A 19,591-nucleotide genomic window follows, 5' to 3' on the forward strand; every position below is an offset into this window, starting at 1 on the left:
GTGTTAAGGTCACTTCAGCTTGCTCATTTATTATTCAAGCTCGAGTAGAACCTCACCTTCATCTACAAATTCCCCTTCAGGCTTGTGAATCACTTTAACTGTTCCTGAAGCTTCAGCTGCAACAGGGATTTCCATCTTCATTGACTCTAAAATGGCTACATCTTGACCTTCTTCTACTTGGTCCCCTTCTTTCACTAACATCTTCCATACATTCCCTGCCATATTTGTTGTCACTTTCATCATGATCGTTTTCCTCCTTGGGCTGGTTGTAAATTTTCTGCAACGAATGCAGTCGTCGCTTCACCTCGTTTAAATACAGGGTGAGCTATTACTTCTTTTAACATTGGTATATTAGTTTTAATGCCTTCAATTGTGTATTCTCCGAGCGCTGCCTCTAATCGTTCAATCGCCTCGTCCCTTGTAGGAGCTGAGACAACAAGCTTTGCAATCATCGGATCATAAAATGGTGTCACAGCTGAACCAGCGCTCACCGGACACTCATGACGAATGTATGGTGCTTCTGGTAAGTTGATTTCTTTGATCGTTCCTGGTGATGGGAAAAATGTTTTTGGATCTTCTGCATAAATACGAACCTCTATCGCATGCCCCTCAAGCTTTATTTCCTCTTGCGCGAACCCAAGTGCTTCTCCAGCCGCAATTCTTAGCTGCCACTCGACTAAATCAAGACCTGAGATCTCTTCAGTCACTGGATGCTCCACTTGAAGCCTTGTATTCATTTCTAAGAAGTAAAACTCTTTATGCTCATCTACTAAACATTCAATCGTACCAGCGTTCGAATAACCGATTGCTTTTGCTGCAGTAACTGCCATTTCACCCATTTTCGCACGTGTCGCTTCATCTAAAAATGGAGATGGTGCTTCTTCTACTACTTTTTGATGACGACGTTGTACAGAACAATCTCGCTCCCAAATATAGACGGTATTGCCTTGTTGATCGGCTAATACTTGGATTTCAATGTGGCGCGGATTTTCGATGTATTTTTCAACAAACATCGCCCCATCTCCAAAGAAAGATTGCGCTCTTGTTTGATTGCCAGCAAAAGCTTTTCTACATTCTTCTTCATTGTGAACGATCTGCATCCCAATTCCACCACCGCCTGCTGATGCTTTTAACATCACCGGGTACCCAATACGTTCTGCTACTTCAGCAGCTTCATCGACATCCTTTAATGCATGTTCAATCCCTGGCACCACCGGTACACCTGCAGCTTCCATAGCTTTTCTCGCTTCTATTTTACTGCCCATTTTAGCGATAACTTCAGGAGATGGACCAATAAAAGTAAGACCTTCTTCGATGCAACGTTTGGCAAATGCGCTGTTCTCAGATAGTAGTCCATAACCAGGATGGATCGCCTCAGCACCGCTTTCTTTTGCTATTTCCATAATCTTATCCACTTGTAGATAACTTTCATTTACTCGCGGCTTTCCTACTAGATAAGCTTCATCAGCTAGCTTCACATGAAGAGCATGCTCATCTGCTTCAGAGTAAATAGCAACCGTTTTAATTCCCATTCGCTGACATGTTCTGATCACTCTCGCTGCAATTTCGCCTCGATTTGCAATTAATACTTTCGTAAACATCCTCTCACCTCTTAAGGAGGTCAGATGAATGCCGAAATGAATTCGACATCATCCGACCAATTTTGATAACGCTTACAATTTCATTCGTTGGTTACACGGCTAAATGTTTCTTCTGCTTGTTGTCTTAATTTAAATTTTTGAATCTTACCAGAAGCAGTCATTGGGTACTCATCTACAAACGCAATGTAGCGTGGAATCTTATAAGCTGCAATTTTACCCATACAGTCCTTACGTAATTCGTCAACTGTTGTCGATTCTCCTTCTTTTAATTTAATCCAAGCAGACACTTCTTCACCGTATTTTTTATCTGGAATACCTACAACTTGTACGTCTAACACTTTTGGATGCTGATATAAAAACTCTTCAATCTCACGAGGGTAAATGTTCTCACCACCACGTATGATCATATCTTTTAGTCGACCTGTAATTCGGCAATATCCATTTTCATCCATCACTGCAAGATCACCAGTATGTAACCAGCCGTCTTCTGTGATCGCAGCTTTTGTTGCTTCTGGATTTTTATAGTATCCTTTCATGACGTGGTAGCCTCTTGTACAGAGTTCACCTTGTACGCCTCTTGGCACTTCATCATTCGAACCAGGTTCAACAATCTTCACTTCTACATTCGGCAAAGCACGCCCAACTGATTCCACTCGTAACATAAGTGGGTCGTCCACTCGGGTTTGAGTAATAACAGGGGATGATTCCGTTTGGCCATAAGCAATCGTAATTTCATTTGCGCCCATTTTCTCAACTACCGCTTTCATTACTTCAATTGGACAATTTGAACCAGCCATGATGCCTGTACGTAGGCTTGATAAATCATATTGATCAAACTCAGGGTCATTTAGTTCACTAATAAACATCGTTGGTACACCATGAAGCCCTGTACACTTCTCTTTTGATACAGCTTCAAGTACAGCTTTTGGACTGAATTCTTCCACAGGTACCATCGTCGCTCCTACTGAAACACAAGCAAGAGTCCCAAGTACGCAGCCAAAGCAGTGGAAAAAAGGAACAGGAATACAAAGTCTGTCTTCATTCGTTAAATTCATACAACCAGCGATATTCACAGCGTTATTTGCTAAATTGTGATGGGTCAACATAACCCCTTTAGGGAAGCCTGTTGTTCCGGATGTGTATTGCATATTAATTACATCATCTTTATCAAGACTATCCATTCTCACATCTAGCTCTTCCTCACTAACCTTCTCTCCAAGCTCCATTAATTCGCTCCATGAGTACATTCCAGGTTGAGCTTCATCCCCAAGGAAAATGACATTTTTCAACTTAGGTAGTTTACTAGATTGTAAGTTCCCACGACGTGCTTCTTTTAATTCAGGTACGATTTCATATAACATCTCCACATAAGAAGCATCGCGGAATTGATCCATTAAAATAAGGGTTGTTGCATCAGATTGCTTAAGTAAGTATTCAAGCTCAGATGTTCGGTAATTGGTATTAACCGTAACTAGTACAGCGCCCATTTTTCCTGTGGCAAATTGACTTGTTAGCCATTCCGGTTTATTAGTCGACCATATCGCCACATGTTCTCCACGTTCAATGCCAAGAGCCATTAATCCTTTAGCGGCCTTGCGACATTCTAAATCAAATTCTTCATACGTATACCTTAAATTTCGATCTGAGTAAACAACGGCTTCTTTCTTTGGTTGTCTCTTCGCTACATCTTCTAATAGCTTTCCAATAGGCACTTGAATATCTGACATCTTAATCCCCCTTATCATTTAAGTGGAACTACCATCTCTTTTAACGGCAGCCTAGTTGTCTTGAAATAACTAGTCGTTGAATCTCAGATGTTCCTTCACCGATTTCAAGCAGTTTAGCATCACGTAACATACGCTCTACTTCATATTCGCGCATATAGCCGTACCCTCCATGGATTTGAATCGCTTGATTTGATGTACGAGTCGCAGTTTCAGATGCATAAAGTTTCGCAAACGCAGCTTCTTTACCAAACGAACGATTTTGATCTTTTAACCAAGCTGCCTTCATCACCATGTTACGAGCAAGTTCAATTTCCATCGCCATATCCGCTAACTTGAATTGAATCGCTTGGAAGCTAGAAATCGTTTTTCCAAATTGCTTACGTTCTTGTGAGTAAGCGAGCGCGCGTTCAAAAGCAGCTTGAGCAATCCCTACACCTAGAGCAGCAATAGAAATTCTTCCTCCGTCTAATGTGTAAAGGAATTGTTTAAACCCTCCTTGTGGGTCACCTAATAGATTCTCCTTTGGTACCCGAACATCCTCTAAAACGAGCTCACAAGTATTGGATGCACGAACACCCATTTTTTCATAATTACTATTAATCGTGAATCCTGGAGTGTCTGTAGGTACAATAAGCGCCGAAATGATGTTTTTACCTTTTTCGTCTTTACCTGTGACTGCTGTTACGATTACCGTTTTTGCAAAGCTCGCATTCGTAATCCAGCATTTTTCTCCATTAATCACATATTCATCGCCATCAAGTACAGCTTTTGTTTGTGTGCCACCAGCATCAGAGCCTGCATTTGGTTCCGTTAAACCAAATGAACCAAGAGTCTCACCCGATGCTAATGGTGTTAAGTATGTTTGTTTTTGTTCTTCTGTGCCAAAGTAGTATAGTGGGCTTGCTCCTAGCGAAACAGCAGCTGCATAACTTAACCCTGTTCCCCCACAAGCACGACCTATTTCTTCAACAGCTAATGCATATGAAACGGTATCCCCGCCAGAGCCTCCATATTGTTCTGGAAAAGGGATCCCTAACAACCCTAGCTCACCCATCTTTTTAAATATGTCTTCTGGAAACTCAGCACTTGCATCTCTTTCTTCAGCTCCAGGAGCAATTTCATTTTGAGCAAAATCTCTTACCATATCACGGATCATTTTTTGTTCTTTCGTTAAATCAAAGTTCATCGAATTTCCTCCCTAATCGTTCTCCATTTAATTCTGAGCGGTTGTTCAGATTTTAAGTAATAAAGCATTAAATGAAAGCGCATTCAAAAAATATGTCGTTTTTTATACTGACTAGTTAGTTTTTGAGTTGCACTCCTTTCCTTAATGAGATTCTCACCCCTCTTAATTATACAGATAATGTATGCTCAATTCAAATTTTTCTGAATGTTATTTTCTTTTGATTAAAAAGGTATTGTTCTTTCGAAATACCAATTAGCTAAACATCTCTTTTTACCTATAGAAGGATGTCATATATGCTCTCCATTAACTATGTCAGCATTTCTCTCATACCTCTTGAAATTAGTATTATAATCAAGTATCATTCACACGGAAATATCTATTAATACTTGTTCACATTCCTTTCTAAGCAGATTTGTATGAGAAATACCTAAAAAGTCAGAAGATTCCCTATTCACATTTAAGCTTTTATGCTATAGTAAGTTCACGAAATTATTTTATTGTATTAAAGGGGGAATACGTTGTGTCACTAAAGGAAAATATAGGTCGTGAGCAATGGGGCTCAAGGCTAGGATTTATTTTAGCTGCTATGGGTTCTGCAGTGGGGCTAGGTAATGTATGGCGCTTTGCTTATGTAACCGGAGAGAATGGTGGAGCAGCCTTTTTACTTATTTACTTAGCTTGTATTTTATTAATTGGTATTCCAATTGTTATGGCAGAGTTCACAATTGGACGTAAGGCAAAAAGTGATGCAGTAGGTTCTTTTGAGAAACTAGCACCAGGAAAGCCATGGATGATTGCTGGTTTATTAGGAGTCGGAGCAGCATTCATGATTCTTTCCTTTTATGGGGTCATCGCTGGTTGGATCTCTTACTATTTCGTTAATTACTTAACAGGAAACCTTTGGAGCCCTCCAGAAGGTGGATATGAAGGTTTTTTTGTAGACTTTATTACGAATCCTTATCACCCGTTATTATGGCAGTTCTTGTTTATGGCAGCCACTATAGCAATTGTCTTTATCGGAGTTAAAAAAGGAATTGAACGTTCAAACAAAATCTTAATGCCATTATTAGGTATCTTATTAATCGGTCTTTCAGCTTATGGGTTAACACTAGGTGGAGCAAGAGAAGGGTTAGCATTCTTATTTAGCCCTGATTGGAGTGCACTAGCAGATCCTAACATTTACTTAGCTGCACTAGGTCAAGCATTCTTCTCCTTAAGTCTTGGTATGGGGGCCCTTATTACGTATGGTAGTTATTTGTCAAATAAAGAACGCCTACCTGGAGCAGCAGCAAGTGTCGCTGGTTTAGATACATTATTTGCGATTGTTGCAGGGATCATGATCTTCCCCGCCGTATTTGCTTTTGGAATCGAACCTTCTTCTGGTCCTGGTCTTGTCTTTATGATTATGCCTGATGTGTTCGATAGTATCTCGATGGGTTGGTTATTCGGATTATTGTTCTTCTTCTTACTGACAGCCGCTGCGCTATCTTCAGCTGTTTCGTTACTTGAAGTTGCCGTTGCTTATTTCATCCGTCGCTTCCAGTGGTCACGTCAAAAAGCGGCAATTATTATTGGTTTAATTATTTTTGCCCTAGGAATTCCGTCGTCATTAGGTCAAGGTATCCTCTCTGATATTTCGATTATTGGCGGTCGTGACATCCTTGATTCCATTGACTTTATTGCTTCAAACATCTTTTTGCCACTCGGCGGTTTAATGATTGCCTTATTCATGGGTTGGGGATTTAAGAAAGCCGATGCTCTTGCTGACTCAGATTTTGGTGATACGTGGTTAGGAAATGCGTGGTTATTCTTGCTTCGCTACTTCGCACCAGTTGCTATCTTCATTATTTTCCTTAGCTCGGTTGGGCTATTAGATGTGATTCTAAACCTTTTCCGATAAGTAAACAAAAGCGTGTGAGCTATTCAGCTCACACGCTTTTTCTTAGTTGTTAGGAGTAAATATGAGGGTTTTTACTCTTTTCTTTTAATAACTCTAGTAATAAGCCCATGCCTTTTTCTATTTTCTCAGGCGTAGCATGCGTATAATTTAAACGCATCGTATTTTTTTGAGCGACATCTGCATAGAACGGTTCGCCAGGCACGTAAGCTACACCTGCTTCTACTGCTTCTGTTAATAAAGCCGTTGTATTGATCTCCGGAGCTAATTCAAGCCAAAGGAACATGCCACCTTTTGGCTTAACAAAGCGCAATTGATCAATATTTGCTCTTTCAATGCAGTTTACCATGACGTTCATTCGACTCTCATATACTTTAATTAACCCTTGGATATGAGCATCTAAATCAAAATTCACGCATAACTGATAAAGGGCTTGTTGAGAGAGTGAATTAGAATGGAGATCATTCGCTTGTTTAGCTTGAGCCATCATTCGAATCACTTGGAATGGTCCAGCAATCCACCCTGTACGAAGAGCTGGAACTGCCGTTTTTGAGAAAGTACTCGTGTACAATACTTGCGTTCCATTATCTAGTGCTGCAAGCGGAGTATAGGTTTCATCTTGACGGAATTGAATATCACCGTACGGATCATCTTCTAAAATGATCACATTCCCTCGTTCAGCTTGTGTCAGTAATTGTTGTCTTCTCTCTAACGACCATACTCTTCCTGCTGGATTTGAGAAGGTTGGTACCACATAGATCGCTTTTGGCTTATATTGTTTCATCTTCGCTTCTAAGTCATCAGGTAGCATTCCGTGATCATCTGAAGCGACTGCAACGACTTTTGCTTCATACGATTTAAATACTTGAAGAGCAGCGAGATACGTTGGATCTTCTGTTAAAATGACATCCCCCGGATTTAGCATCACACGCGAAAATAAATCAATCGCCTGTTGGGAACCTGTGGTGAGCATAACATTGTCCGCAGAGAAATCCGTTATTCCTTTTCTACGCATTCTTTCTAAAATGACTTCACGCAATGGTAAGTACCCTTCTGTTTCCATATATTGAAGTGATTTTTTACCACTGTCAAAAACACGACCAAATGCCTCCTCAATTCCTTCGATCGGGAAGAGCTCATCATCAGGTAAACCACCTGCGAATGAAATGATATCTCCTCTTCCTACGACCTTTAAAATATCACGAATGGCTGATGATTGTAGATGACGGACTCTCTTTGCAAACGCGTATTTCATCTGTGACACCTCTAACATTTTATATTTGGATAATAGTTCAATAGTATCTGATTTATTAGAAATGTCAATCAATTTCTCGCTGTTTGTAGTGGGAAAGCTTCTGCACCTTTTAATTTTGTCAATAAATCTGCAAATGGAAGTGGTTTTGTCCAAACAAATCCTTGCATTTCATCACACTCTAATCGTTGCAGGAGGGCGACATCATCAAAGGTTTCCACCCCTTCAGCAATCACTTTCATCCCCATGTTATGCCCCATTGAAACAATAGATTTGATAATCGTTTGATTGGTTTTCGTTTGAACCCTTAAAAACGACTTATCTATTTTTAATTTATCAATGGGATATTGACTTAAATACTGCAACGACGAGTAGCCTGTACCAAAGTCATCAACCGAAACAGCAACCCCTAATTCTCGAAGGGCAATCAGCTTTTCCATCACCTGTTGCTCATCTTCCATCGCCACGGACTCGGTAATTTCTAGCTCTAAGGATGATGGATTAAGCTTAGCATTAGAAAGGGCTTTTGTGATGATTTCTACTAGATTAGGTTGAACAAATTGAACTGGTGATAAATTTACCCCCATGCGAACTGGTCGATTTAATTCTTTTTCAAGGTTTGCAGCATAGTGACAAGCTTGTTCAATTACCCATTTTCCAATAGGAATAATTAAGCCAGTTCTCTCAGCAACTCCAATAAATTCCAAAGGGGATACTTGACCAAGTGCAGAGCTATTCCAGCGTAACAAGGCTTCGACACCGGATAACTGTCCAGTAGCCAAGCAGGCCTGTGGGTGAAAAGCCAATGAAAATTCTTGCTTCGATACCGCATGCCGTAGCTCGTTTTCAATAATCATCTCACGAATGGACCCTGTGCTCATTTCCATTTCATACACTTGAATAGATCCATGCGTAGAATCTTTAATCGTATGAAGGGCAACTTCCGCTTGTCTAATTAACTCATTCACATCCATGGTGACCTGATTAGACATACTAATTCCCGCGCAAAGATGAACATGGAAATAAAACTCATCTAATTGCAGAGGTTCATCAAAGCAATGCAGGACCTCTTCAACCGTTGAAAGGATAGACTCTTCCTCTATTTTAGTCGTAAAAGTTAGAATAAATTCATCCCCATCTAAGCGAGCTACAAGAAGATTCGGGGCACACTTTTGCTTCAGAATCTCACTTACTTCCTTTACTAACCGATTACCTGCTTCAATTCCCATTGCGTCATTTACCGTTTTCAAGCGATTCAAACCTATTGTCGCTACAACAACAGACTCTTCACTCTTAAGCTCACTAAGTTGTCTTGTTACTTTTTCTTGAAATGCTCGACGATTCATTAGCCCTGTCACTTCATCATGATAAGCTAAGTAGGTAATTCTATCTTCTTGTTGCTTACGCTCTGTGATATCACGTAGCGCAACAAGGCGAACTTCTTTTTTCTTATAGGGGTAAGGACGACCTTGAACCTCCACATAGATGGTCGAACCGTTTTTATGTAAACCTTTCAATTCGAAGGGCTCTTGTTTTCTATTAACAATTGCATCTTGAGCTTTAGTCCATTCTTCAGGGGAAATTAGTTCAAAGACGGATAAATGAATCAATTCTTGACGCTTATAACCAAACAATGTTGCTGATCTTTCATCAACGTCGATAATTTTACCAAGATCATGAATTAAGGTGCCTTCAAATCTCGTATTTACAATTTGCTCTAACTGTTGCTCAATTTCACTCATTAACTCTAAACGATTATCAGCAGGATAAAGCAAGAGATAGGAAAATCCTTTTATTTCTTCTAGCTGGTTTTTATAGACTATAAAAGCTTGTCCTTGTAATGTTAGTTCTTGCTTGGTCACTTGGTTTGGTGACTCAGCAAGTTGATGTAGAACCGTTTTTAACTGCATCATCGGATGAACCAACAACTTTTTTGTGCAGTCATTATAAGAAATGATTTTATTTTCATCAGAGACAATTGCAACCGACAAATTGAGGTCTGTACACACCTGAAATATAGGAGACCACTTCTCCCCCTTTTCACTTTCCATCTTTCATCCCTCCTTACATCACTTCTATTTCTATTCTGTTCTTACTCACCAATCTAATTCTATTATACCATGCAGTAAGACTTTTCTTTTACAATTAGTACAAGTATTTACATAAGAGGGGAAGAACCATATTAGCTAAAGCAAACGATGCTCCTGTCTCCTTTGTTACGAAAAGGCATATTTCTCCCCCACCTAACCACTAGCTTCGTCCTTATCGTATTTTGAGGAAGTGGTATCCTACCCATAGTGAATGAAAAGCTTTCATTCTGAAAAAAAGATCTCTTTCCCAAGAAAGAAGACCTATAAATGGCCAAGCCATTTATAAGTCTCCTTCACTTGTTATTCAGCTGTCATTGCCGCATATTGTGATTGGACAAGTTTGAAATAGATGCCTTGCTTTTTCATTAATTCATCATGAGTACCTGCCTCCATCACATCACCATGGTCAAGTACAATGATATGATCAGCATCACGAATCGTCGATAAACGGTGGGCTATCATAATCGCCGTACGATTATGTAGAAGCTTTTTCAGCCCTGCTTGAATCGTCAACTCAGTTTCTGTATCAATGCTTGCTGTTGCCTCATCTAAGATTAAAATTTTCGGGTCAGCAAGGAGCGCTCTAGCAAAAGATAATAGTTGCCTTTCTCCTACTGACAACACATTCCCTTTTTCCTCTACTTCAGTTTTATAGCCCTCTTCTAATCGTTCGATAAAGGAATGCGCCCCAATGGCTTTAGCAGCAGAAATGACTTCCTCATCTGTAGCAGTTGGCTTACCGAACCTAATGTTATCCATGATCGTACCAGCAAATATGAAGGTATCTTGTAAGACATAACTAACATTTGTCCGCAAATCATCTAATTTCAAATCTCGTAAGTCCACTCCATCTAATGTGACACTTCCTTTAGTCGGGTCATAGAATCGGCTCATCAAATTAACAATCGTAGATTTACCTGAACCAGTATGCCCAACTAAAGCAATCGTCTGCCCTGCGTTAAAAGTAAGATTGACTTCATGGAGAGCTTTGCGTTTGTCATCATATGAAAATTCTACACCTTTAAAGACAATTTCTCCTCTGACATCTTTAATCGTTTTAGCATTCTCTTTTTCTGGAACTGACGGTTTCTCATCAAGAAATTCAAAGATTCTCTCAGAAGAAGCCATCCCGACTAATAGCTGATTGTACACTTGCCCTAAGCGGGAAATTGGTTCCCAGAACATCCCTAGGTAAAAAGCAAACGAAACGAAGACCCCAATTGTCACAGCTCCGGTTTGATAAAGATGTGAACCATACCAAATAAGAACGACTGCGCCAATCGCACTTGCCATCTCAACAAACGGACGAAACATCGCGTTCATCTTCGTGGCCGTCTTCCAACTCTCAAAGTTATCAGTATTGACTCGATTAAAAAAGTCCATATTCTCTTTTTCTTGTGAATACGCTTGAGTAACACGAATCCCTTGAATACTCTCATTTAAATGGGAGTTCAGCTTTGATTGACGAACCCTCACTGTTTGCCAAGACCGACGAATCTTCCGGCGAAGTTGCGTAGAGATCATAAACATAATCGGAAGCACAATTAATACTAAGATTGCAAGCTCAGGGCTTAATGTAAACAAAATGATAATAATCCCCACAAGCATAATGATATCCATCAATAAATTCACTACACCATTTGTGAATAAATCTTGCATCGAGTTGACATCATTAATAACTCGAACTAGAATCGACCCGCCAGAGCGTTGATCGAAGAAACGGTGGGAAAGTCTTTGAATATGTTTGAAAAGAGCTTTTCTGATGTCATAAATAATATGTTGTCCCAGCTCATTCATCCATCTAATTCGAAAGACATTGGCGACATATGCTACAAGGTACAGCGCAAGAACAATCCCAGCATACGTATAAATTAGGGATAAATTATTTTGTTCTATCGCTCGATCTAATGCATATACCCCAATAAAAATCGGTACAATTAACCGAACGGCTGTGGCAAGTAACATGACAATAATCGTCTTTGGTAAAAGTGTCCAAGCATAAGGCCTCATGTAGCCTAACAGTCGGAGCATCTGCATCCAGTTGAAGGGCTTTTCGATCACTTGTTCCGTCGAATAATGAAACCTAGCTTTCTTTTCTGTATGTTGCATAATGGCTACACCTCCTTATGCTTGCTGCAACACATATTCTTGGTCTTGATTTTGGATATCATAAATTCTTTTATATAGACCATTTTCTTGTTTTAATAATTGTTGATGAGTCCCTCGCTCAGTGATCTCACCACGGTCTAGAACGAGAATTTCATCGGCATGCTTCACAGACGAAATGCGATGAGCAATGATGAAAGTCGTGCGTCCTTTCATTAACTCCCGAAATGCACGCTGAATTTTCACTTCCGTTTGCATATCAACTGCACTTGTAGCATCATCTAAAATGAGAATACTAGGATTCATAATAATCGCTCGTGCAATCGCAATACGCTGCTTTTGCCCACCAGACAAGCCGAGACCACGTTCTCCTAGCACCGTATCATAACCATCAGGAAGTTCCGAAATGAATTCGTGAGCATCTGCCCGTTTAGCTGCAGCTATAATGTCCTCCTTCGTAGCTTCTGGTCGACCATAGGCGAGATTGTCGCGAATCGTTGATGAGAACAAAAAGGTTTCTTGCATGACAACCCCGATATTTTGACGCAGCTGAGCTAGTGAGTAACTCTCAATTGGTTCTCCATCAATAAGAATTTCGCCTGCACTTTTTTCGTAAAATCTCGTAATCAATTGGGCAATACTCGATTTTCCAGAACCCGTGGCTCCTACTAACCCAATGGTTTTCCCTTCTGCTACATGGAACGTTAAATCCTTTAATGCAGCCCCTTCTTTTTCCCCGTAATGCAAGGAAACCTGATTAAATGATACTTCTCCAACTAAACGCTTCATCGTACTGCTCTCATTAGCCCCATCAAGGCGCTCTTCTTCATCTAGAATTTCTAACAACCGCTCTCCGGATGCTTTCGATTGAGAGAACATATTAATGATAAAGCCTAGGTTCATAATCGGGCCAATGATGTACCAGACCAAACTAAAGAAAGCAACAAGCTCACCAGGCTGTAAGCTACCTTGAATGACAAGATATCCTCCAAAGGCTAATAAGAACACAGCCGAAAGATTTCCGATAAACTCCATCAAAGGAAAATAATTTCCCCAGATCTTTGAGATATCTAAATGTTTCTGTTTATAGTCATCATTTGTGTGATCGAAACGGTGAATCTCTTCATTTTCTTGAGAAAGAGCTTTAACGGTATGAACACCACTAACATTTTCTTGCACCTTCGTATTAAGCTTTGCGAGAGATTTACGAATCCCCCGAAAGCCAGGATGGACACGTTTATCAAATTTCCAGACCACAATTGCCAAAAATGGCAGCATGGCCATTGTCACAAGCGTTAGTGGAACAGAATAATAGAACATAACCCCCATACTAAAGCCAACAAGTAAAACAAAGTTAACGAGTTGTGCACACCCAAAGGAAAGGAAAAAACGAAACGTTTCTACATCCCCTGTTAATCGGGACATGAGATCCCCAGTTTTCGCATTATCATAGTAACGAAAAGGTAAATATTGCAGCTTTTCATAGAGTGAATTCCGTAAGCGATGAACCGCTGTAATCCCAAATAAATCTCCTAAGTATTGATGAATGTAGACGGTAACCCCTTTGATTGCCATAACAATGACCAATCCAACAACTAAGTATGGAATTAAATCATAATTTCCAGCTAAAACAGCATGGTCAATTGTATATTGCAAGATGATCGGATACATAACCGTCATTCCCGTCACTCCAAGAAGGGCAACAAGAGACCAAATAAAATAACTCTTATACGGCCAATAAAAGCGCTTTAAACGTTTGAACGTCTCCATTGAACCACCTACCTTTTCCTATCCAATTTCTTTCAAATTCATTCGGTACCCGAATGAATCAGTGAGCAAATCTAATCATACTTGGAAAACAAGCCCTAAGTCAACAGTCTATTTTAAATTTTCAGTCATTGATTTCCACTAAAAAACGCACCACCGAAGTGATGCGTTTCATCTATTATTGATCTCCTTGATGCTTATACTCTTTTTCTGTACCATCTGTAAACTCAATATCTAGCTCAAGTTCTGTATAAGATGGATCAAGATTAAAGGCTGAAATAACTTGCTCAATCACTTCATCATCAATGGTTGACTGATCAAAATCTAATTGAGAGAAGTAAGCCTCTAGCTCTTGCATCGCTTCATCACCTTCAAGGTCGATTCCCTCTAAGTCATTACGATACTTTGCCTCCACACCATCTTGTTCGTTTTCATAATCAACATCAATCTCTTGATTATCTGGGTACTCAACATCTAATTCAAAATGTGTGAATGAATATGCCCCGCCATCTGCCATCTCGTCTGATTCATCAGCAGGAGCTTCTGCTTCTTCATTATCATCAAACATTGAGTCATCCTCTTCTACTGGTGCATCTGCTGGGGGCTCAGAAACCTCATCATTACCTCCGCAAGCTGCTAAAAACAATATCATACCTAAGCTTAATAAGAACAATTTAATAGCGTTCATGTATAATCTCCTCCGTTTTTTGTTTTCAATCATATACCCTCAGGACTAATGTACAAACCTTAGTGTAAACAAGAGGTGGAATGATTATACTTTTTCTCCAAAAGAAAAAAGCCATCTCCTTAAGAGATAGCTGCATAATCGATTATAAATACTTACGATGCACCTTTTTTCCATCATAGATAAAGACAATTCGTTTCTCATTAATAATCGATTCAATATGAACAGAGCGTCCCCACAATTGATGCATATATGGAAGGACTTTTTCTAAATAACTAACATCAAGCTCTGTTCCTTCAAACGAGTGGGTAATGTAGAGTTCTCCATTTTTTAAATAGTCTCCATCTGTGACCGTTAAGTAAGGGAAACCTCCATTAACACGAGAGGAAGCGAGTTGATCACGCACATGCTCCCACGCTTTATCGACTACTTTATACTCCGCTCCTTGTTTCTGGAACAAATACATATCCTCTCGCATGACAAGATCTTTCGTTAAATAGTTACGGATAAAAGAGATGTCAGATTCAATTTCTCGCACCTCGTACATCTTCTCTCGCCCACTACCTGGCTTTACCCTTTGTCGTTCTTGCATATCTTTTGTTGGGTTATTATAGCGTTCTTCGATGTCTTCAAATATCTTTAGTCCTAAATAATACGGATTAATCGATGTCTTAGAAGGTTGAACGACACCTGCATTTAATTTGGCAAATTCAATCGTTTCCGAACTGGTTAAATCCATCTCGCGAAGAATCCGTGAATGCCAGAAAGACGCCCAACCTTCATTCATAATTTTTGTTTCAAGCTGTGGCCAGAAATAAAGCATTTCCTCTCTCATCATCGTTAAGATGTCACGCTGCCACGGCTCAAGTTCTCTACTATACTCTTCAATGAATAAGAGAATATCTTTTTCGGGACTTGGTGGGAACTGACGTTTATTAACTGGCTTCATTTCTTCTACTTTTCCGTTTTTATCAAGTGTCCATAGATCATCATACTCGCCCCTAGCTTTAACTGGCTTCGTATTTTTATCATCATCTATACTCCAGGCAAGCTTTGGACGAACGAGACTTGGGTCAATATGTTCTTGGATCGCTAGCACCGCATCGAGAAAATTTTCTACTTCTTCCTTTCCGTATACATGTTCATAATGAGCAATGCGATCAGCAGTAGCACTCATACTTTCAACCATGTCTCTGCGGGTATTTGAGAACCGGACGTTGTTTTTAAAGAAATCACAATGAGCTAAGACGTGAGCGACTATTAGTTTATTTTGAATTAAGGAATTGCTATCTAATAAGAAGGCATAGCAAGGATCTGAATTAATAACAAGCTCATAAATTTTACTTAGTCCAAGGTCATACTGCAGCTTCATTTTGTGAAATTGCTTTCCAAAACTCCAATGTGAATAACGTGTCGGCATTCCGTATGCACCAAATGTATAAATGATTTCAGCAGGACAAATTTCATAACGCATCTCATAAAAATCAAGTCCGAAGCCTTCTGCAATTTCTGTTATTTCAGCAATTGCACGCTCGAGCTCCTTCCAGTTATCCATATCTAAATCCCCCTCCTTGAAACTTGCTTCCTTCATTTTATGAGAGAGTAAGACAATTCATGAGAACTATTGAACGGGTAAAAAGAAAAGCACTCAAGACTTTTTACTAGTCCTGAGTGCTCCACCATTGGAAACATATTAACTATTTGCATGAACGCGGTTCATAACAGCTTGTTCTAATGCTTGTAAGCTTTGTTTGCTCTCTTCATCTGTAGCTTTTTGAACGCCAAAGTAAAACTTTACTTTCGGCTCTGTTCCGGAAGGGCGAATGCAGAACCAAGAACCGTCCTCAAGTTTGTATTTCAACACATTTGATTTTGGCAATTCGATTGCACTGGCTTGGGCAATTGAAACATCTTTAGACTCGCGGGACTGATAGTCTTCAATATAGGCAACTCGAATTCCGTTTAGCTCAATAGGCGGCTCTTCTCTAAAGGAAGCAATAATCGAATTGATTTTTTCTACTCCTGCCTTCCCTTTAAGGGTCAATGACTGTAGAGATTCTTGGTAATAACCATATTTCTCATACATTTCAAGTAATCCTTCGTAAATAGACATGTTACGAGACTTATAGTAAGCAGCCAATTCTGCTGCTGCGAGACATGCTTGCACCGCATCTTTATCACGAACGAAGTCACCAATCAAATATCCATAGCTTTCCTCATAACCAAATAGGAAAGTATGTTCACCAGACTGTTCAAATTGACCAATCTTCTCACCAATGAATTTAAATCCAGTCAATGTATCCAATGCCGTTATTCCATAATGTTCAGCAATTGTACGCCCTAACTCTGACGTAACAATCGTCTTCATGACTATACCATTAGCAGGCAATGTACCCTGCTTTTCTTTTTGACTTAAAATGTAATCAAGTAAGAGTGCTCCTGTTTGATTTCCGGTCAGAACAATGTACTCACCGTCGTTATTCTTTACAGCAAGGCCAACACGATCGGCATCAGGATCTGTTGCTAGTAACAAATCTGCTCCTTCTTTTTCACCATATTCAATGGCTAAGGCAAAGGCTGCAGGCTCTTCTGGGTTAGGAGAGGTGACGGTAGAAAATTGAGGATCAGGTAATTCCTGTTCTGCAACAACCATCACATGAGGAAATCCTACTTCACTCAATACACGACGAACAGAAATGTTCGCTGTCCCATGTAATGGTGTAAAGACAATTTTCACATCTTGCCCTGCTTCTTTTAATAAATCAGGTTGAATAAGAATCGATTTTAATTCTTCGTTATATGCATCATCGATCTCATCAGAAATGACTTGAAGTAAGCGCTGCCCCTTTAATTCCATTTCATCTGCCACTTCAATCGTAAGTTCGTCTTCTATGCTATTGACGTAATTCACTAACTCATCTGCAGGACCCGGAGGCAATTGACCCCCGTCTGGACCATACACTTTAAACCCGTTATATTCGGGCGGGTTATGGCTTGCTGTAACTACAATACCACCAAATGCATTTAACTTACGTACAGCATAAGATAGTTCTGGTGTTGGACGCAGATCATGAAATAAGTATGTTTGAATGCCATGCTTTCCTAATGTTAACGCCGCAGCCATAGCAAACTCTGGTGATTTATGTCGTGAATCAAATGCAATGGCCACGCCTCTTTCTTTTGCCTCTTGACCTTGTGCACTAATATAACGAGCTAACCCTTCAGCAGCTCGGCGAATCGTATATGTATTCATACGGTTTGGTCCGGGGCCAATCTCACCACGCATACCACCAGTTCCAAATTCCAAATCCTTGTAAAAACAATCCTCAAGCGCTTGCTCATCCCCTTCGATCGTCGTAAGGGCATCTTTTAATTCTGTTTCTAAAGCAAAAAAGTTGTTCCATTTTTCATACCGAGCTCTCCAATTCATCTCGTGTTCCCCCTTTTTAATCGCATCTCCGACTAATAGTATATACTATTCCACACTATAGAGCCGAACCCTTTTAGGAATTTTCCATCCCCTACTTTATCCCTACCCCAGCACCCTCTACCTAAACAATATACCCAAAAAGAAAAGAGCACAAATTCGCTCTCTCTACATAGAAGGCTCTTCACTCACTACCGGTGTCCTCGCATAGTAGATTTCATCATTAAGTTCCTTCTCATACTTCTCAGTCACTTCTTCACTCCACTCAAACACTGCTTTCATATAGCGAAGGACCGCTTCTTTATTTTGAATTACCCAGTCAATATTAAAGAAAAGCGCCCCCGTTCTTCTATTAAAGAAATCAATCGGTGTGACAACCATCTCTTCTTCAATCCCATATCTTAATTGAGCAAGTAATTCTTTTGGAAGATGAAACGCTTCGGCATGTTTTTTTGTTTGTCTAAGCTTCGCGAAGACTTTGGTCACGTTTGAGCCATACAGCTTTGATAAGGAATACGCTTGTGCCTCGCTTAAGCCAAGACTCACCCCTTCTCTTGTATGCTCTTTTATAAATGATCCGAATTGATCGATGCCTCCAACATGTCCGCCTGACAATGTGATCGATTCAGTTTGACAGGTAACAGGTATGCCTATTTCTCTGCATACAGAATCGACAATACGCTCAGCCATTTTTCGATAGCCGGTTAATTTTCCACCTGCAATGGAAATCAATCCAGATTCAGATGTAAAAACTTCATCTTTTCTAGAAACTTCAGAAGCACCTTTACCCTCTTCAAAAATGAGCGGTCTTAACCCTGTCCAGCTTGATTCCACATCATTGGGTGTAAGGTGTAAGGACGGAAACATAAAGTTAGCTGCTGCTAATATGTAGTCTCGATCAGCGATGGTCATGCGAGGGTTCGCAATTTCCCCTTCAAAATAAGTATCCGTCGTACCAATGTAGGTTTTCCCATCACGAGGAATGGCAAAGACCATTCGTCCATCTTTTTCAGTATCAAAATATACAGCTTGACTGAGAGGAAAACGAGAATGATCCATTACAAGATGAACCCCTTTTGAGAGTCTAAGATGCTTTCCGATCTTTGAGCGATCTTGTTCCCGTAAGGTGTCGACCCATGGCCCTGCTGCATTAACGATTTTCTTAGCAAACACTTTATGTGCTTCTCCTGAAAGTTGATCAACCATTACTACACCGATTGCTCGTCCATCTTCATATAAGAAGGATTCAACCTTCATATAGTTAATAGCAATCGCGCCACGACGGACAGCTTCCTTCATCACTTCAATCGTCAATCTTGCATCATCCGTACGATACTCTACATACACTCCTCCCCCTTTTAATTTCTCTTTTTTTAATAAGGGTTCGCGCTTTAGAGTTTCTTTTTTACTTAACATATGTCGCCTTTCGCCTTTACGTACATCAGCAAGCCGATCGTAGACATTCAGACCAAGCGACGTCGATAACTTGCCAAATGTACCATCCTTAAAGATCGGCAACAACATCCACTCTGGCGATGTAACATGAGGGGCATTTTCATAGACAACCGCTCTTTCTTTTCCTACTTCAGCTACGAGTTTCACTTCAAGTTGCTTTAAGTACCTCAAACCACCATGTACCAGTTTCGTTGAACGGCTAGATGTCCCAGCTGCGAAATCTTGCATTTCTAATAAACCTGTAGAAAGTCCACGTGAAGAAGCATCGAGGGCAATACCAGCTCCTGTAATTCCACCACCAATAACCAGCAAATCTAGATCTTTTGTTTTCAACGCACTTACATATGACGAACGCATTTCACTTGAGAACGTATGTGTCACTCACTTCACCCCTCTAC

Annotated in this window: 13 protein-coding genes; 1 reads left to right on the forward strand and 12 read right to left on the reverse strand. The window is 40.1% G+C overall.

Features of this window, described 5'->3' with window-relative positions:
- Nucleotides 1-30: 30 nt before the first annotated feature.
- The 4 genes from AB3N04_RS07925 to AB3N04_RS07940 form a co-directional block, all read right to left on the reverse strand.
- The gene (locus AB3N04_RS07925) at nucleotides 31-243 is read right to left on the reverse strand and encodes an acetyl-CoA carboxylase biotin carboxyl carrier protein subunit (protein WP_047973147.1); all 213 of its coding nucleotides are present in this window, start codon (nucleotides 241-243) and stop codon (nucleotides 31-33) included.
- Nucleotides 240-1,601, reverse strand: a complete 1,362-nt coding sequence (locus AB3N04_RS07930) for an acetyl-CoA carboxylase biotin carboxylase subunit (protein ID WP_368505552.1) — start codon at nucleotides 1,599-1,601, stop codon at nucleotides 240-242. The genes AB3N04_RS07925 and AB3N04_RS07930 overlap by 4 nt, the downstream gene beginning before the upstream one ends.
- An 80-nt stretch (nucleotides 1,602-1,681) precedes the next feature.
- Entirely contained in the window at nucleotides 1,682-3,328 is a 1,647-nt protein-coding gene (locus AB3N04_RS07935; RefSeq protein ID WP_368505553.1) for an AMP-binding protein, read from the reverse strand.
- Between the two features lie 40 nt (nucleotides 3,329-3,368).
- A complete protein-coding gene (locus tag AB3N04_RS07940; protein ID WP_368505554.1) occupies nucleotides 3,369-4,514 on the reverse strand; it encodes an acyl-CoA dehydrogenase in 1,146 nt (381 codons plus the stop codon).
- A gap of 520 nt (nucleotides 4,515-5,034) precedes the next feature.
- On the opposite strand from AB3N04_RS07940, the gene AB3N04_RS07945 reads away from it, so the two are divergent.
- The gene (locus tag AB3N04_RS07945; RefSeq protein ID WP_368505555.1) at nucleotides 5,035-6,414 is read left to right on the forward strand and encodes a sodium-dependent transporter; all 1,380 of its coding nucleotides are present in this window, start codon (nucleotides 5,035-5,037) and stop codon (nucleotides 6,412-6,414) included.
- Nucleotides 6,415-6,463: 49 nt separating this feature from the next.
- Here AB3N04_RS07945 and AB3N04_RS07950 read toward each other — a convergent pair whose 3' ends face one another.
- The 8 genes from AB3N04_RS07950 to AB3N04_RS07985 all read right to left on the reverse strand — a co-directional run bounded on the left by AB3N04_RS07950 (nucleotide 6,464) and on the right by AB3N04_RS07985 (nucleotide 19,574).
- Nucleotides 6,464-7,666, reverse strand: coding sequence for a PLP-dependent aminotransferase family protein (locus tag AB3N04_RS07950; RefSeq protein ID WP_368505556.1), 1,203 nt, complete (start codon nucleotides 7,664-7,666; stop codon nucleotides 6,464-6,466).
- A 68-nt stretch (nucleotides 7,667-7,734) separates the two neighbouring features.
- A complete protein-coding gene (locus tag AB3N04_RS07955) occupies nucleotides 7,735-9,714 on the reverse strand; it encodes an EAL domain-containing protein (RefSeq protein ID WP_368505557.1) in 1,980 nt (659 codons plus the stop codon).
- Nucleotides 9,715-10,053: 339 nt separating this feature from the next.
- Nucleotides 10,054-11,862 (reverse strand): ABC transporter ATP-binding protein, encoded by a 1,809-nt coding sequence (locus AB3N04_RS07960; RefSeq protein WP_368505558.1) that lies wholly within the window; start codon nucleotides 11,860-11,862, stop codon nucleotides 10,054-10,056.
- Nucleotides 11,863-11,877: 15 nt separating this feature from the next.
- Nucleotides 11,878-13,629 carry an ABC transporter ATP-binding protein gene (locus AB3N04_RS07965; RefSeq protein ID WP_368505559.1) on the reverse strand — a complete coding sequence of 584 codons (1,752 nt, stop codon included), beginning with the start codon at nucleotides 13,627-13,629 and terminating at the stop codon, nucleotides 11,878-11,880.
- 175 nt (nucleotides 13,630-13,804) lie between these two features.
- Nucleotides 13,805-14,314 carry a YusW family protein gene (locus AB3N04_RS07970; protein ID WP_368505560.1) on the reverse strand — a complete coding sequence of 170 codons (510 nt, stop codon included), beginning with the start codon at nucleotides 14,312-14,314 and terminating at the stop codon, nucleotides 13,805-13,807.
- Nucleotides 14,315-14,456: 142 nt separating this feature from the next.
- Nucleotides 14,457-15,866 (reverse strand): SpoVR family protein, encoded by a 1,410-nt coding sequence (locus AB3N04_RS07975; RefSeq protein WP_368505561.1) that lies wholly within the window; start codon nucleotides 15,864-15,866, stop codon nucleotides 14,457-14,459.
- Between the two features lie 138 nt (nucleotides 15,867-16,004).
- Nucleotides 16,005-17,741: a phospho-sugar mutase gene (locus AB3N04_RS07980; protein ID WP_368505562.1), complete on the reverse strand. Its 1,737-nt coding sequence runs from the start codon at nucleotides 17,739-17,741 to the stop codon at nucleotides 16,005-16,007.
- A 165-nt stretch (nucleotides 17,742-17,906) separates the two neighbouring features.
- A complete protein-coding gene (locus AB3N04_RS07985; RefSeq protein WP_368505563.1) occupies nucleotides 17,907-19,574 on the reverse strand; it encodes a glycerol-3-phosphate dehydrogenase/oxidase in 1,668 nt (555 codons plus the stop codon).
- Nucleotides 19,575-19,591 lie beyond the last annotated feature (17 nt).

The organism is Alkalihalophilus sp. As8PL (assembly GCF_040939795.1).
Lineage (GTDB): Bacteria > Bacillota > Bacilli > Bacillales > Bacillaceae_D > Alkalihalophilus > Alkalihalophilus lindianensis.

Excerpts from the sequence above, each read along its gene's own strand:
- AB3N04_RS07925 (WP_047973147.1), bottom strand. The coding sequence starts at position 243 with ATGATGAAAGTGACAACAAATATGGCAGGGAATGTATGGAAGATGTTA.
- AB3N04_RS07930 (WP_368505552.1), bottom strand. The coding sequence starts at position 1,601 with ATGTTTACGAAAGTATTAATTGCAAATCGAGGCGAAATTGCAGCGAGA.
- AB3N04_RS07935 (WP_368505553.1), bottom strand. The coding sequence starts at position 3,328 with ATGTCAGATATTCAAGTGCCTATTGGAAAGCTATTAGAAGATGTAGCG.
- AB3N04_RS07940 (WP_368505554.1), bottom strand. The coding sequence starts at position 4,514 with ATGAACTTTGATTTAACGAAAGAACAAAAAATGATCCGTGATATGGTA.
- AB3N04_RS07950 (WP_368505556.1), bottom strand. The coding sequence starts at position 7,666 with ATGAAATACGCGTTTGCAAAGAGAGTCCGTCATCTACAATCATCAGCC.
- AB3N04_RS07955 (WP_368505557.1), bottom strand. The coding sequence starts at position 9,714 with ATGGAAAGTGAAAAGGGGGAGAAGTGGTCTCCTATATTTCAGGTGTGT.
- AB3N04_RS07960 (WP_368505558.1), bottom strand. The coding sequence starts at position 11,862 with ATGCAACATACAGAAAAGAAAGCTAGGTTTCATTATTCGACGGAACAA.
- AB3N04_RS07965 (WP_368505559.1), bottom strand. The coding sequence starts at position 13,629 with ATGGAGACGTTCAAACGTTTAAAGCGCTTTTATTGGCCGTATAAGAGT.
- AB3N04_RS07970 (WP_368505560.1), bottom strand. The coding sequence starts at position 14,314 with ATGAACGCTATTAAATTGTTCTTATTAAGCTTAGGTATGATATTGTTT.
- AB3N04_RS07975 (WP_368505561.1), bottom strand. The coding sequence starts at position 15,866 with ATGGATAACTGGAAGGAGCTCGAGCGTGCAATTGCTGAAATAACAGAA.
- AB3N04_RS07980 (WP_368505562.1), bottom strand. The coding sequence starts at position 17,741 with ATGAATTGGAGAGCTCGGTATGAAAAATGGAACAACTTTTTTGCTTTA.